Consider the following 14,679-nt stretch of genomic DNA (forward strand, 5'->3'; position numbering starts at 1 on the left):
TCGGCGAGGACCAGCAGAGCCGGCAGGTCGGCCGGCGACACGGCGTGCGCCGCCAGAGCGCGGGCGTTCCGGCCGAACCGGGCCACGATCCCCTCCAGGTCCTGGAGCTCGGTGTCCGCAGGCAGGACACCCGCCTCCACCGCGCGACGGCGGGCAAGATCCGGCCATGTCGGCGAGCCATTCGCCCAGGTCCGAGGCCGGTGCCGCCAGGTGTCGGGACCGTTCGGGCCCGGACGCCCACGGCATGGCGCCCTTCGAGGAGCAGCTGCCACAACGGGCCGGGGTCCGGCGCGCCGGGCAGCCTGCACGACGCGCCGAGCACCGCAACTGCGCGCGCCCTGTGAGGACCGGCCGCCGCGCGATGTCCCTCGCCGAGGGTCACGGAGAACTCCTCACTGACTGCAGAAGGGGTACGGACCGGTGAACGGTGTGCGCCGGCACTCGCGTCCGCCGAAACAGGGGCACGGGCCGCGCCGCGGCCCGGCGGCATCACGGCCGTCGGCTATCCCCTCGGCTCCGGACGCCATGGCGGCGGCTCGGCGGCACGGGGTCCGCCGGCGGCCACCGCGCGGGCGGCCATGAGCCGGGCCCCCTCCTCCACGGTCTTGGGTTCCAAGCCTCGCAGCTCAGGGAGGCCCGCGGCGATCTCGCTGTGAAGGCAGGCGTTGTCGGGGCGGCATGCATAGGCGGATTCCGCCTTGCGGACCGGCCGCACCAGGGCTGGGTCCCATCCGAGCTCGGCGGCGATCCTCCGTGCCCAGGTGAAGCGGCTGAGCCGCTGAGGTCCGCCCAGGTGCAGCAGGCCGGTGCGGCCGGAGGCCAGCAGGGCGGACAACCAGGCCGCGACATCGTCGACGGCCACCGGGGTATTCCTGTGGTCGACCGGCGCATCGCACGGCAGTCCGGCGCGCAGGCGGCTCGCGGTGGTGGTGAAGTAGTCGGGGCGCAGCCCGTCCGGATCCCATCCGTAGACCAGGCTCACGCGCAGTACAAGGCCTCGGCGGGTGCCGGACACCACACGCTCGGCCGCCAGCTTGGCGCGGCCGTAGGCGTTCGCCGGCGCGGTGGGGTCGGACTCGCCGTTGCTGGGGCGGCTGCCGTCGAAGACGTTGTCGGTGGAGACGAGCAGGAACGGTCTGTCGCCCACCGCGGACGCGAGACGGGCGGCGCCGCCCGCGTGGGCCTGTTCCGTCTGCTCCGGGTTGAGGTCGCACCAGCTGATGTCGGACGGCCCGTGTACGGCGATGACGGCGTCGGGACGCAGGGCGCGCACTGCGTGCGCGCAATCCGTCCGGGAGCGCACGTCGAGCGGGTGCCACGCGAGGCCGGCCGCGGCCCGCGTGGTCGGTCGTCGTCGTGAGCAGACCACGGCCCGAATACCGAGGTCGTGCAGCCTGCGGCCGACGGCGGTGCCGAGGTGCCCGCTTCCCACGATCATCACTGTCACTGCTGGTCCCCCCCTCCCGCGCGTACGGGCGTGCCGTCCGGCTCGGGTGGTGAGGGAGCAGCGGACGACCCCGGCGGGTCTGCCGTCACCACCTGACCGTGCACACGTGCCCCGGCTGGTACGCGCGCACCGGGAAGGACGATCGTCCGTTCCACCACCGCACCGGACTCAACGGTCGCCCCTGGGAACAGCACACTGGACCGGACCACGGCCGTCGGATCGATCCGGGCCCCGTGGCCGATCAGTGCCCTGGCCCGGTGGTCGAGACCAGGCGGTCCGGCGGCCAGGGTGACCGGCAGGGACGCCGGCGGCAGCGGGACCGGCCGGCCGACGAGTCTGAGCTGCTCGGACACGTAGCGGTCGGCGGTGCCGACATCGGCCCAGTAGGGTTCGACGGCATGCGCAAGCACGGTCATCCCGGCCGTGATCATGAACGGCACGACATCCCGGCTGATGTCGTGCTGCCACTCGTCCGGGGGCCGCGTCGCCAGTGCGTCGAGCACGTCACGCAACACCTCGGCACGGAACAGGCAGAAGGCGGTGAACACCAGGTCGGAGGTGGGTTCCGACGGTTTCTCCACGAGCGCGCGCACTCGCCCGTCAGGGGCGGTGTCCACCATGCCGAAGAGGTGGACGAACCGCCGGTCGATGCGCTGCACCCCGAGGGTGGCGTCCGCGCCGCTCGCGCGGTGGGCCGCCACCATGGGACCGTAGTCGAAGGAGTAGACGTGGTCGGCGTGCAGGACGAGTATGTCCCGCGCCCCGGGCGCGAACAGAAACGGTGCGTTGTTGACCAGGGCGTCCGCCGTGCCCAGTTCCCGCGGCCGTGGCGGGAGCACTGCGGGAGGGCCGGACGGCGCGCGCATGGAGGCGTCGTGCGGCCCGAAGTTGAGCCGCGTGCCTTTCCCCTCCCAATGGCGCATCAGGTGTGCGAGCAATTCCCGCTCCCGGTGCAGGGACAGCACCACCATCTCACCCACGCCGGACCGCACCGCGTTGGCGACGCTGAAATCCACGAGCCGGCAGGATGCGGCGTAGGGGACCAGGGGCTTGCACAGCTCCGCGGTCAGGTGCTCCATCCGCGAGCCCAGCCCGCCCGCCAGCAGGGCGGCGCGGACATCTGTCAACGTCATGACGTTTCCTCCGGGTGGCTGGTGCGACGGTTTCCGGGCAGTCGCTATCGCTCACGCGGTCCGGCCGGCGCCGGTCACCACGTGCGTCCCTCGGGGACAGACTGCGGCAGCAGCGCTCTCAGGTAGCCGAGCGAGTTCCGCACGCTCTGGTTCCTGGGCAGCAGCGCGTCCTCGTGCTCGACGTACAGCACGCCGCCGAACCCCTCGTCGAGCAGGGCGGAGACCGTGGCCGCCCAGGGCAGTTCCCCCGCCCCTAGCGCCCGGAAGCGGATGGCCGGTCCGGGCCCGTAGCGGGACCACCCGGCCCCGGTAGCACGGCCGGTTCCGTTCCACCGCTGGAGGTCCTTGGCGTGCACGGCCATCAACCGGGAGTCCCAGCCCCGCACGGCCTGGGCCGGGTGGTACCCGACCGCGGCGAGGTTGGCAGGATCCAGGCAGAGCCCGACGGACCGGCCGGCCGCCTCGGCGGCGTCGAGCAACTGCCTGGCACTCTCGGGGTCGTAAGCCGTCTGCTTGGGGTGCGGTTCGACGAGAACCGTCACTCCGTACTCGTCGGCGAGCGCCAGCACCGGCTCGGCGTGGTCACACCACGCCGCGACGTTGTCTTGCCAGCTCACGGCGCTTCCGCTCCAGGACAGCCAGCGCGCGTGGTCCTGCACGCCGAACATCAGACGGACATGAGGGGCGCCGAGGTCAGCAGCGACCCGGACGGTGTCCATGGCGTGGTCCAGGGCATGGCCGCGCTTGCTCCAAACGGGACCGGAGGCGACGGGATCGGTGTGCCCGCCGTGCGGACCGAGCAGCAGCTGGGCGTCCCGGCTGTTGCTCACACAGGTGACGGGCACTTTCCGGGTGACGGCCCGCAGCCAGTCCCGGTACTCGGGGTCCCGCGCCCAACGCGCGAGGTCCACCAGCGAGGCCGTGCTGTCCGTGGGCAGGTCGATCGCCTCGGCCCCCAGTTCGACGGCGTCGGCGACGGCGGCGGACAGGTCGGTCTTTCCCCAGGCTGCCAGGCACACCCCGAGCGTGATCCGCTCCCCGATGTGCGGCGATTCCGAGGCAGCAGCACGCCTGTCCGGCGACCGGGGGGCTGTGTCCGGGATGTCGAAACGACGGGCGAGGCCGACGATCGCCGTCGGCGGACCGTCATGGTCGTCCGGCTGCCGGGTACGCAGTGCGGCGAGCGCCGCCTCCACCGGTTCGCCCAGTTCCACCACGTTGGCCGAATGCAGTTCCCCGGTCAGCCGTCGGCTCAGCAGCGCTGAGAACGCCGGGGAACCACGCAGAACCCCGCCTCCGATCGCCACCGGCCACCTCCCGGTCAACCGCGCGCCGAGTGCAGCCGCCCGCACACCGGCGACAAGGTCGTCCACCGCCTCTGTCACCAGCGACTGTGCCACGCGGTCCCCGTCCGTCCACGCGTCGCAGACGACGGGCGCCAACTCGGCGAGCGCACCCTTGGGGTGGGGCAGCTGCGCCAACCGGCGCGCACCCTCCTGCACGCCGACGCCGAACCGGTCGGCCAGCCGCTGAACGAGCGCTGTGGCGGGCCCGCGGCCGTCCGCCGCTCGCACGGCGGCGCGCAAACCGCCCATTCCGAGCTGGAAGGCGCTGCCCTCGTCGCTGCCGAGATATTCGCAGCCGCCGGTCCGGTGAACGAGCCCGTGTCCGTCGCCGGCCAGGAAGCCGGATCCCGTTCCGCAGACGAGGGCGACACCGCGGCCGTCCAGCGGCGGTGCAACCAGCCAGGGCACGATGTCGTTGCTCACCCAGACTGTTCCGCGCACTCCCGCCCGTTGCGCCCGATCGGTGATGAGCCGCCCTGTCTCCCCGTCGGGAGGCAACCCGCAGGTGGCGGTCGCGAACCAACCGGTCCCCGGGCGGCCGCTCAGCCTCTCCGCCACAGCGGTCAGGACCTCAACAAGTGCGGTGTACGCGGCCTCCGGTCCTACCGAGGCGGGATTCACCGAGCCGTATGTCGTGCGCTCGCCGTCGACGTCCACGGTCGTCGTCGTTCCTCCCGCATCCACCGCCCACAGGACAGGGGCTGTCATGACCCCCCCTGCAGGAGGCCGGGCAGTGCTGCGTGGATCTCGTCTTCCGTCACGTCGTCGACGATCGCGGTGACGCCGAGTGCGAGCGGCAGGACGAAGCGCAGGCTGCCGTCGCGGACCCGGCGGATGACCGACAGATGGGCGAGCACGTCATCGGCGCACACCGGTACGGCCAGCTCACCGAGTGTCACGGGCAGCCGGAGAGCGCGGAGCAGGTCGACGATCCGCTGCCCGTCTTCCTGCTTCAGCAGACCCCGGGCAAGGGCGATTCGGATGGCGACGGCCATGCCGAAGGCCACCGCCTCGCCGTGCAGGACCGGGCCGTATCCGGTGGCCGTCTCGACAGCGTGTCCCACAGTGTGCCCGAAGTTCAGTGGTCGCCGCAGGTCGCGCTCATAGGGGTCGGCCCCGATCAGCGCGCACTTGATCCTCGTGGCCGCGGTGACCAGGGAATGCAGGGCCGTGGGACTGCCGGCCGCGAGTTGCTCCGTCTGCTGCTCGATGAAGGCGAAAAGGCCGGGGGAGGCTATGACGGCCTTCTTCACCACTTCGGCCATACCCGACCTGAGTTGGCGCCGGTCGAGCGAGGCGAGGAAGTCCATGCTCGACACCACGGCACGCGGCTGCCAGAAGGCGCCGACCAGGTTCTTGCCCGCGGCATGGTCCACGGCGACCTTTCCGCCGATGCCCGCATCCACCTGCGCGAGCAGCGTCGTCGGGACGTTGACGTAGGGCACTCCCCGCATGAAGACGCTGGCCACGTATCCGACGGTGTCCAGGACGACCCCACCGCCGACGCCGATCACAAGACCTCGTCTGGGCAGTCCGATGCCAACCAGCCAGTCGATCAACGTCTCCGCCGTACCGAGCGTCTTGCTGCTCTCACCCGGCGGGACGGCATGGACACCGAGCAGCGGTCCACGCTGTTCCAGCGCCTTCACCAGGTCATGCATCGGCGCGAGCATGTCAACATTCCAGTCGGTGACCACGGCCACCTCACGGTCACCGACCTCGGCACACAGCGCTCGTATGGCCTGTCCGCTGTCCTTTACGACATGGGTCCGGTAGGTGTCGTCCCGTAAGACACGTATATCGATCGGTACGGCACTGGCGTCCATGGGGAGAGCGTTCTTCACGACATACATGTCAGCAGCCTTCTCCTCGTCCTGTTTCCGTTTCGGCTCCATGGGCGATACGCAACAAGCGGCGCAGCGGCCCCTCAATGCAACCGCCACGCGTCCACCGCGGACGGAAGGCCGACCGCGAAATCTTCGAGCGAAGGTAGTTCGGACAGTTCCTTTTGCATCGACCGCGCACGGGCCCGGTACACCGGAGAATTGAGCACCCGGCGGCAGGCAGTGGCAATACGGGAGACAGTGGCGTCGGCGTGATCTACGATGTCCGCCAAGCCCAGCCGTGCACAGCGTGCGGCGTTATATGACTGCTCGGCGATCAGCGGAACGATGACCATGGGAACACCGTGCGACAGGGATTCCCGCACGCCGTTGAAGCCGGCGTGTGTGAGGAACAGATCACAGTCGGCCAGCAGCGAGGGCGGCGGAAAGTCCCCGGCGAAGTGAACATTGTCCGGACGTGCGGCCGTTCCTCCGGGATACGACAGGTCCCGGCCGGTCACGACGGCCACGCAGTCGAGCTCCGCGAGCGCGCCGACCACGGTCTCCGTCAGGCGTTCCACCCGCGGTCTGTCCGCGCCGCGCAGCAGCGGGGCAAGGGTCCCGAAGCTCACGAGAACCAAGGGGCGCCCGCCGCGTCCCGCGAGCGCGCGGGCGATTTCCTCCGGCATCCGGTCGCCTACCTGGACCGGGTTCTCATGCCGGTGGTGTGCCACGTGCGCGACCCCGGTCAACGCCGGGTCGTAGGCAGCCGGCACCAGGGCAACGTGCCGGTAGCGGTAGAGACTTGTCCCGTCGGGGTCCGGCGTCAGTCCGAGGGCCGCGCGGTGGTTCGCGAGCAGGGGCGCGAGTGCGGCCGGGGCCAACCGCGAAGGGGGACCACCCGAGATGCCGAGCGAGACGTGGGGGACCCCCAGCGCCTCGGCGGCCAGGTAGCCGCCGAACTCCACCCAAGAACGCACGACGACGTCGGGCCGCCACTCCTTCGCCGCGTCGACCAGGTGACGTGCGGCCGAGACCGCCGTGGGCCCGGTGAAGTGCCGCAGGGCCAGGCCGTACCTGACGTCGTCGTCCCGCAGTCGCGGCCCCAGCTCGCCGCCCAGCGCCTGTACGTCCTGTTCCATGCGCGGGCGCCAGTCCTCCCCTGCCGGCACATGCCGCAGTCCCTCGGCGCGTAAGTGGTCCGCCATGGCCCCGGTGGTTCCCACAGCGACGTCGTGTCCTGCCGCGCGCAGAATTTTCGCCAAGGGTAAAACGCCCCGCACATTCGACAGCATTCCATGGGTGGTGACCAGAACGCGCACGACGGCTCCAAGCGAAAGGAGGGCAAAGGAATGGGCCAGAGCAGGACGGGGAAATGCTGCGGCACAAAACAAGGGGCGTCCCGGCACCCGAAGGGGATGATGCTGCCACACCGTCGTCGACAACGTTGCCAGGGAGCGGTTCCTGGTCATCCGGTTACGCAGTTGACTATGTACCCGACCCCCATCGGCTTCAAGTGTGACGTACGTCATATGTTGTCGGTTTCGGCTCTCCTCTATAGTCGAGCGCCGTGACTCCGAGTCACACATGTGTCACCCGCCCAGAGTCCCGCCCTACATCAAACGTATCGGTCCCGCCCTCGAGAAGGGCGGTCTGAAGGGCAGGGCGGTGGGGCGAGCGGACGGCGTACGGCCGGGCCCGAAGATGTGGGACCGAGGCGGGAACAGGCCCCGGACAGCAGGGCGCGGTCCGCCACGGCTTGGGAAGCGCGGATGAGGGCCGCGTACGCGTGAGAGGTGATCTTCGCCCAGGTACGGAAGTTCGCCTTCGCGCACGTGGCATCGGCGTGCAGCAGGCCGGCGCACGTCGCAGCGTCCCACAGCGGTGGGCACAGGCGCAGCGGCGTGAGGACTTGGGTCCCGTCCAGGCGGGGCATCTGCTGCCAGGTCAGCGCCCTGGAGGCCAGGGCAGGAGCCCGTGCCAAGAACTCGGCGCCCGCACCGCACAGCACGAGGGAGTTCTCGGTCGTCGGCGCATCCGCGAGTGGACGTAGGCGGTCCGGGTCGGACGCGGCACTGCGCTGCACACCGTGGGTGACCACACCGGGAGCGTGGAATGCCTCAGGCAGGGCGCGGTCAGCAGCGCGCGGGCCGCAGCGGCGGCAGGTGACCAGCACGTCTCCGGTCTGCTTGTCGGCGCGAGTGACAAGAGCGCCGGGCATACTCCCGAACTCGCCGACCAGCGGCTAATCTCGCCCTGCGGCACTTTCGTGTCCCCACCGGTCGTGTTGTACCGGCTGGCCACCGGAGGGCGTCAGCAGGTGATAACGGCCGAGGCCGGTTATGCGGTCCGGCCACGGCCCGACTGGCACGCGGCGCAAGCGACCAGGACGGAGGCGGAGGCCGGCACGTTCGTTGTGGAGGGGTGAGCCAGGTCTCGGCTGAGGGATCTCGAACAGGCCGGCCGGCCAGCTCGCCGCCGACCTCGCCCCCGGCCCGTCGTTCCCCAGGAACGCGATCCCGGACAGGAGGAAGGCTCGTTCGAGCTTGTCCTGGTGTCCGTGGACCTTGGTGTGTGTCAGCCGATCCCCTACGTGAGGTGTTGGTATGTCCACACGCGCGGAACGCGTCGCGGTACGCCCACGCGGCCCCTTTTCTCACGCCGGGACGACACCCGGCAACCTCACCGATCCCGCACAGCGGGGAACACTCGCCGCCCATTGGTGGAGGTGCGCGCACCGTTCATGAGGCCCTCACCCGTGCGATGACGGCCGTTCGGACGGGGCCGGAAAGTTCCTGGCGGCCTGTCAGACCGGTTCCAGGGCGGATTCACGTGACCGACTCACACCTCGCCGGTGGCACCGCAGCCTCCGTCTCGCCGCCGTCGCGGTCATCACCGACGGCGGCGGCTCGGCGCCGGCCGCCGACGCCCCGGCCGCGACACCCGCGCACGCGGTGACCGACCGAATCCGCCGGGGCCCGATCACCGGCTGAGGCCGGTGTTCCGGTGCACCGGTGCCGCGCTGCATCGTACGCGCGGCACCTCACGCACCACCGGACACGAGCGTCAACTACCCAGTCGGCTTGTCGAGTTCACCGACAGGCCGGTCCCTTACAGCTCCCGGAGGAACCGTGGCGACAAGCCGCCGGCACCGTTCTCGACCGGGCCGGCACGCCCCGCCGAACGCCGGGTGAAGCTCCCCGCCGACCACCGACCACCGACCACCCCCGAAAGCCCACCTCGCGTGGGTGTCGGCCTGGACGAGCGGTGCGGTGGACACCCCGACAGTGCGACCACTCGGCACAGGGGGCAGGTTCGTCCGCCAGTACACGGCGACCAGGCGCACGCGGTCCTCCAGCGGCAGGTTCCGGGGAGGGCTCCGACGCCGTGATCACGCCTGGCCCACGTCCTCGGCGTCTGAAAGCTGATGGTGCACGAGCGCGTGCGCCCCGGGGCACGGGTAGGAATTCGAAGCAATGTCCTCGCCGAGCGCACCAGGGAACACACCTAACCATTTCAACCGCCGGGTCGGCGGGACCTTCGAGCGGTCTGCGGCTGACCAGTGTCCGGGCGTCCGTGTCCGAGCCACCGGGTACGAGGGCCGGTGGTCGCCGCTGCCGGTGCCGTGTGCGGCCTGTTCGTCGGTTGGGGGCATGGTGGCACTGCGGGCGGTCCGGGACGACATCATGTCCTGCCGCAAAAGCGGGCCCAGTCGACGAAGGAGAACACCCCGTGTTCGAACGCATCCTGGTGGCCCTCGACCCGGGCTCCTCGCACGCATCGGCACTGCGCCTGGCCGGCGGTCTGGCCCGGTCCACGGGAGCCGAGGTCCGTGTCCTGCACGTGGTTCCGTCCGCCGTGGCAGGGGACGCGGTGGTGAACCTGGAGGACGACGCAGAGGGAACGGCACTCCTCGACGACACGGTGCGCCAGTTGCAGGCGACAGGACTCAAGACCGAGGCCGACTCGCTCCGGCATGACCAACGTGGTGCCGCGTCTCATCTCGCACACCGCCGATGCGTTCAAAGCCGACCTCTGGTGCTCAGCTCCCGCCAACCCGGTGCCTTCGCGGCCCGGTTGACCACCCGTGTGAGCGATGCGATCGCGCACAGCAGCGACATCGCGGTCCTGCTCGCCCCGGAGGACCCCGCCGACCGCGGGTGACGCAAGAAGAGGATGTTGATACACGTGCCCGACCCGGCGGCGGAGGCACCGTGCCGGGGCGGTCAGGCGCATCAACTTCTCCTCCACCCGGCGACTCCGCAGTAAATGACTTCCAAAGCCCAGTCAGTCGACCTATGCGCCGGCCCGGCGGCCGGGGGAAGGTATGTACACACCGTTCACACCGGCTCTCCCAGGAGGTTCGATCAAACCGGCCCAGTCCGACCTGGCCGCCAAGGCCTTGAGACGTTCTTCCCTGTCGAGACGCTTGCCCGTGAAGCGGACTGGGTGAGGGTGAACGGCGTGCTCCCGGACGGCGTGCCGCACCTGCCCCGGAGCCCTTGACGTCCAGGTCCCCTGGCCGTCGGCGTTCGGGCCCCGCCGCACCCCGGACCGTCCGCAGCCGGGCGGAAGGTCGACAGCGAGGTCGGCTGCACACATGTTCACAGTGGTCAGCACGACAGATCGCCGCTCACCGTTCGATGCGACGGCGGCGAGATCACCGGCGGTCACCGATACAACGTTGCGAAGGAACGAACACATGGAACAGCAGTGGGCGCAGCATCACCGGGAACAACTGACGCTGCTCACCACGCTCCACAATATGGCGGCACCACCCGAGAGCGCGGCCGTCTCCTGTCGCTTCGGGTACGTCCCGGAGAGCCCCTACTCCGTCCGTCTCGACCTCGCGCCCACCCCGGACGACCAGGTCACGTGGATCATCAGCCGCGATCTGCTGTTGGCGGGAACGGAAGAGCTCAGCGGAGAAGGCGACGTCAAGATCTGGCCGTCCCGGCAAGGACGAGACACGCCCTCCCTGTACCTGCGGCTGGAGCGTCCATACGTCACCGCGATGTTCGCCACGGAGTTGTATCCGATACGCCAGTGGTTGGAGGAGACCTACATCGCGGTGCCCGCGGGCAGAGAAAGTCTCCTGGTGAACTGGGACACCCTCACTGCGAAGTTGCTCCCTCCCGCGTGACACTGTATCGGGTGAGCCCGGCAGGTGTCGATCCGCCACGAGACGGCAGGCCGTCCGGTTCACCTCGGTTACCAGTTGTGCGCCCTGGGGCAGCACCGATGCCCTGAAGTTCCCGAGGGCCCGTCAGAATCCCGTGCATGCCGTGCAGAGGTGCACCATGGACTCCAGCGGGTTGTGGATGACCTGCGCGGAGGGGGAACGGTCCACCGTTCCCCCTCCCCTGACGAGGCGGTCGGCACACCCGTCGGCGGCCGAACGGCAACCTGCTGGCGGACCGGCAGCAGACCTGAACGAAGATACGTTTGACGCAAAACGCGCGCGCTCTCCTTATTGCGTCCTGGGACACTGCTGTTCCGTGTCCCTCGGGAGTCCTTCGTCGCTCATCCATCGGCCGCGACGCCGTCATGTGAGTACGATGCGCAGGTCATCCACACGCAAGGGAGAGAAGGCTGTGCCCAACAAGTCAGCCAGCGCCACGGTACGATCGCGGTACATAGAGCAAGCCGCGTCGGACCTGGAAGAGAACCGCCGTCAGCAGCAAGACCTGATCGCTCGCCTGGACACCCTCCGCCAGGAGGAGAGACTGCTGCTGAGCATCCTCAGTCTGGCCGAGGACTCAGCGAAGATGCCCGAGCAGGCACAGGGCAAGGAAACCCCCTTTCCACATGTCGTGTCCGAAGGCGCGGCCGGAGAGGCAACCGCGCCCCGGCCGAAGCAGAGTGAAGCCAAGCGGTCCGGCAGCGGTGGGCGACGGCCGGGCAGGGAACACCGTCCTCTCCTCAAAGACCTCCTGCTCGACCTCCTGAAGGGACAAGTCGAGCCGCGCCACGCCGCGGAACTGCGTGAAGAGCTGCTGTCCAAGTATCCTGAGCGCGTTCCCACGCCTCAGGTCGTGCGGAACACATTGGAGGGACTGGTCGCCAAGGGGCTCGTGGACCGGCACAAGCAGGGCCGGTCGGTGATGTACACCGTCGTGACTTCGGGCGACGAGGAGACCACGAACGGTGCAGCCGCGAAGTCCGGCGTCCGCTGACAGGTCACCGCATCGTCCGGCGCCGCCCGTCCTGGACTCAGACCGGGCGGCGCCACGGCAGGAGCCCTGCAGCCGGGCACGGCAGACGGCGGCGCGTCCGACCGGCTTGACAGCGGTAGCCCTGACACCGTGTCCCACGTGGCGAGACGTCGTTGACCTCCGTATGGGGCGGGTACGTGGAGTTGGATTGTGCCGACGGACTGTGGGAGATCGCGAAGCCGCTGATACCGCCGTCGAAAGTCCGGCCGCAGGGCGGCGGAACGCGGGACACGCCTGATGAGACGCTGTTCGCGGCCATCATCTACGTGTTGGTCAGCGGCTGCGCCTGGCGGGCCCTGCCTCCGTGCTTCGGCATCTCGAAGTCAACTGCCCATCGCCGGTTTCTGATCTGGTCCCGCGCCGGTGTCTGGGGCCGTCTGCACGAGGCCGTGCTGCACCGGCTGGATGACGCCGGCCCAATCGACGTCACCCGCGTCGTCCTCGACTGCTCGGAGGCCGTGGCAAGTCCTCGGAGTGCTGGTCGTCGGCGACTGGCTCCCTCCGTGCGGTCATCGGGACGTGCCCCTGCCCGCGGATCTGAGCGGCGGCCAAGGGTTTCGCTGCGCCGAGCGGGTTGCCGCCGCAGCACATCAGTCTGAACCCTGACAGCCTGCGGTCCACGCTGGGAGATCTCACCGACAGGGAAGGCTGACGCCTACGGTCAAATGGCGGATGGCCGGGCTCGGACGGTCGGGCACACTCGACCTTGTTCGCGCGTTCTCCAAGCCGCCCTCCGTCATAATGAAGGAACGAGATGTCCTCCGACGCTCCCCCGCTGGTGTTGCTGTCGCACTTCCGTGGGACGTTGGGCAGTTGGGACACCTCGCTCGTCGACGCCCTCACCGTCGAGCACGACGTGATCGCGTACGACGACGCCTTCTACGTCCTTCTCAACTGCGCCGTCCGGGCGGGCCGGCAGGATCCATGGCCGTCCGTCTACGGCAACCCCGACCGTGTGTCGGAGACGGCACACATGTGCTTCGACTGTGTCGCCGACCCGGCGCGCACCGCGCACGACGTGCGAGAACGGCTCGATCGGGCCACGGCGGGACTGCCCGCCAACACCCCCTTCTGGCGAGTGAACCGGCTGATCTGCACCGCCCTGTATCTGGACTGTTTCAACTACTACGACAGCGCACGGCGCGACTTCGTAGGACATACGGCCTACGACGGCCAGCGTTGCGTCCTGCTCGCCCGTGCCCACGACTCGTACATGCGAGGCGGCCGGGACACCCCCCTGGACCTCGCCAGCGAAGGCACCGGCGACGCGGCGGGGCACGGACACAACTTCACCCACATACTCTTCACGTACGGACTGGCCTCCGTCGCAGCAGGGCGCGATGCCGAGGAGACGCTGCGCAGGCACTGCGCCGCCATCGACGCATGGGCCGAACCCAGGCAGTTCCAGCTGCTGGCAGCGGTGAACGAGGCCCGTGCCCGGGCCCATCGGCCGGGGCGACTTCGAGGAGAAGTACCAGCAGGCAGCAGTGGTGACCCCGCTCGGAGTACTGCCCTCGCACTACCCCCACGCGCAGCGTGTCTTCCTCGATCTGGTCGAGTCCGCCGTGCGCATCGCCTCGCACCACCTGAAGGCTCCGCTGCGGGCTCAGCGAGCGCGAGAAGAGCTGCGCGCGGCCGGCGTCACCGTGCGTGTCTCGCACGGTAGGGACGGGGGTCTCATGAGTGCCCTGGTGCGCCGGATCGCCGAGCCGGCGGCCGATGGACTGTCCAACAATGAGATCGGGCGCAAGTTCGACATCTCACCGCGTACCGCGGCGTCCCACTTGTACAAGGTCTTTCCCGAACTGGGCATCACGTCCCACGCGGCATTGCGTGACGCCCTGGCCGAGCTCGACCGACGTGGTACGCCGTGACGGCCCGGGAAGCCGCCCACAATGATCGAAGTCAGGTGCCGTAAGGCACAGAACCAAAGGAGCGGAACATGCGAGTTGCGATTGCCGGAGGGCACGGGCAGATCGCCCTGCGCCTGGAACGTCTGCTGTCGGCGCGGGGTGACGACATCGTGGGGATCATTCGCCGCGCGGAGCATGCAGCCGACCTGCGTGCCGCAGGCGCCCTCCCTGTGGTGTGCGATCTCGAAAAAGCGTCGGTCGCGGACGTCGCGGCCCACCTGTCAGGGGTGGACGCGGTCGTCTTCGCGGCGGGTGCCGGACCTGCCAGCGGTGCGGCACGCAAAGACACCGTCGACCGGGCGGCCGCCGTCTTGTTCGCCGACGCCGCGGAGGCGGCGGGCGTGCCCCGTTACCTGATGATCTCCGGCAAGGGCGTCGGTGCCGAACCCCCGGCTGGCACCGACCCTGTGTTCGCCGTCTATCTGAAGGCGAAGGCCGAGGCCGACGCCGACCTGCGCGCCCGGGCGGGACTGGCTTGGACCATCATCCAGCCGGGACCGCTGACCGACGAGCCGGCCACCGGACGTGTCACTCTGGCGGAGTCCACCCCCCGCGGTAGCGTCTCCCGCGACGATGTGGCGCTCGTCCTGGCGGCGCTGCTGGACGAACCGGGCGCGGCGGGCCGCACCCTGGAACTGGTCGGCGGCGACACTCCGGTGGCCGACGCCGTGCGTGCGGCGGTGAGCTGAATCCGTGGCCTGGGGGGGGGGGGGGGGGGGGGGGGGGGGGGGGGGGGGGGGGGGGGGGGGGAAGGAGGGGGGGGGGGGGGGGAGGGGGGGTGGCGGTGCAGAAAAGGGCGAGC

11 protein-coding genes and 2 pseudogenes are annotated in these 14,679 nt (G+C 69.9%); 6 read left to right on the top strand and 7 right to left on the bottom strand.

Features of this window, described 5'->3' with window-relative positions:
* From ACZ4WH_RS42830 to ACZ4WH_RS42860, 7 genes and pseudogenes are all read right to left on the bottom strand, one after another.
* A partial coding sequence (locus tag ACZ4WH_RS42830) for a beta-ketoacyl synthase N-terminal-like domain-containing protein (protein WP_468191431.1) occupies positions 1–490 on the bottom strand: 490 nt, incomplete at its 3' end.
* 12 nt (positions 491–502) lie between these two features.
* The gene (locus ACZ4WH_RS42835; RefSeq protein ID WP_468191434.1) at positions 503–1,432 is read right to left on the bottom strand and encodes an SDR family oxidoreductase; all 930 of its coding nucleotides are present in this window, start codon (positions 1,430–1,432) and stop codon (positions 503–505) included.
* A gap of 11 nt (positions 1,433–1,443) precedes the next feature.
* Complete coding sequence (locus ACZ4WH_RS42840; RefSeq protein WP_468191437.1) at positions 1,444–2,580, bottom strand: sugar phosphate nucleotidyltransferase; 1,137 nt, start codon at positions 2,578–2,580, stop codon at positions 1,444–1,446.
* A gap of 74 nt (positions 2,581–2,654) precedes the next feature.
* Positions 2,655–4,634: a TIM barrel protein gene (locus tag ACZ4WH_RS42845; protein ID WP_468191439.1), complete on the bottom strand. Its 1,980-nt coding sequence runs from the start codon at positions 4,632–4,634 to the stop codon at positions 2,655–2,657.
* On the bottom strand, positions 4,631–5,869 hold the full coding sequence (gene aroB / locus ACZ4WH_RS42850) for a 3-dehydroquinate synthase (RefSeq protein ID WP_468191442.1): 1,239 nt from the start codon (positions 5,867–5,869) through the stop codon (positions 4,631–4,633). Before aroB ends, ACZ4WH_RS42845 begins: the two co-directional genes overlap by 4 nt.
* Positions 5,854–7,071 (bottom strand): glycosyltransferase, encoded by a 1,218-nt coding sequence (locus ACZ4WH_RS42855; protein ID WP_468191445.1) that lies wholly within the window; start codon positions 7,069–7,071, stop codon positions 5,854–5,856. The genes aroB and ACZ4WH_RS42855 overlap by 16 nt, the downstream gene beginning before the upstream one ends.
* Positions 7,072–9,023: 1,952 nt before the next feature.
* Positions 9,024–9,207, bottom strand: a pseudogene (locus ACZ4WH_RS42860) (hypothetical protein); the annotation flags it as partial.
* Positions 9,208–9,481: 274 nt separating this feature from the next.
* On the opposite strand from ACZ4WH_RS42860, the gene ACZ4WH_RS42865 reads away from it, so the two are divergent.
* The 6 genes and pseudogenes from ACZ4WH_RS42865 (at position 9,482) to ACZ4WH_RS42890 (ending at position 14,566) form a co-directional block, all read left to right on the top strand.
* The gene (locus ACZ4WH_RS42865) at positions 9,482–9,913 is read left to right on the top strand and encodes a universal stress protein (protein ID WP_468191448.1); all 432 of its coding nucleotides are present in this window, start codon (positions 9,482–9,484) and stop codon (positions 9,911–9,913) included.
* A gap of 538 nt (positions 9,914–10,451) precedes the next feature.
* A complete protein-coding gene (locus ACZ4WH_RS42870) occupies positions 10,452–10,892 on the top strand; it encodes an SsgA family sporulation/cell division regulator (RefSeq protein WP_468191452.1) in 441 nt (146 codons plus the stop codon).
* A gap of 415 nt (positions 10,893–11,307) precedes the next feature.
* Positions 11,308–11,925, top strand: a complete 618-nt coding sequence (locus tag ACZ4WH_RS42875) for a BlaI/MecI/CopY family transcriptional regulator (protein ID WP_468191454.1) — start codon at positions 11,308–11,310, stop codon at positions 11,923–11,925.
* Between the two features lie 186 nt (positions 11,926–12,111).
* Positions 12,112–12,414: pseudogene (locus tag ACZ4WH_RS42880) on the top strand (transposase); the annotation flags it as partial.
* Between the two features lie 983 nt (positions 12,415–13,397).
* A complete protein-coding gene (locus tag ACZ4WH_RS42885; protein ID WP_468191456.1) occupies positions 13,398–13,838 on the top strand; it encodes a helix-turn-helix transcriptional regulator in 441 nt (146 codons plus the stop codon).
* Between the two features lie 68 nt (positions 13,839–13,906).
* The gene (locus ACZ4WH_RS42890) at positions 13,907–14,566 is read left to right on the top strand and encodes an NAD(P)H-binding protein (protein WP_468191458.1); all 660 of its coding nucleotides are present in this window, start codon (positions 13,907–13,909) and stop codon (positions 14,564–14,566) included.
* Positions 14,567–14,679: the final 113 nt, after the last annotated feature.

This window comes from Streptomyces sp. NPDC029138, from assembly GCF_055564375.1.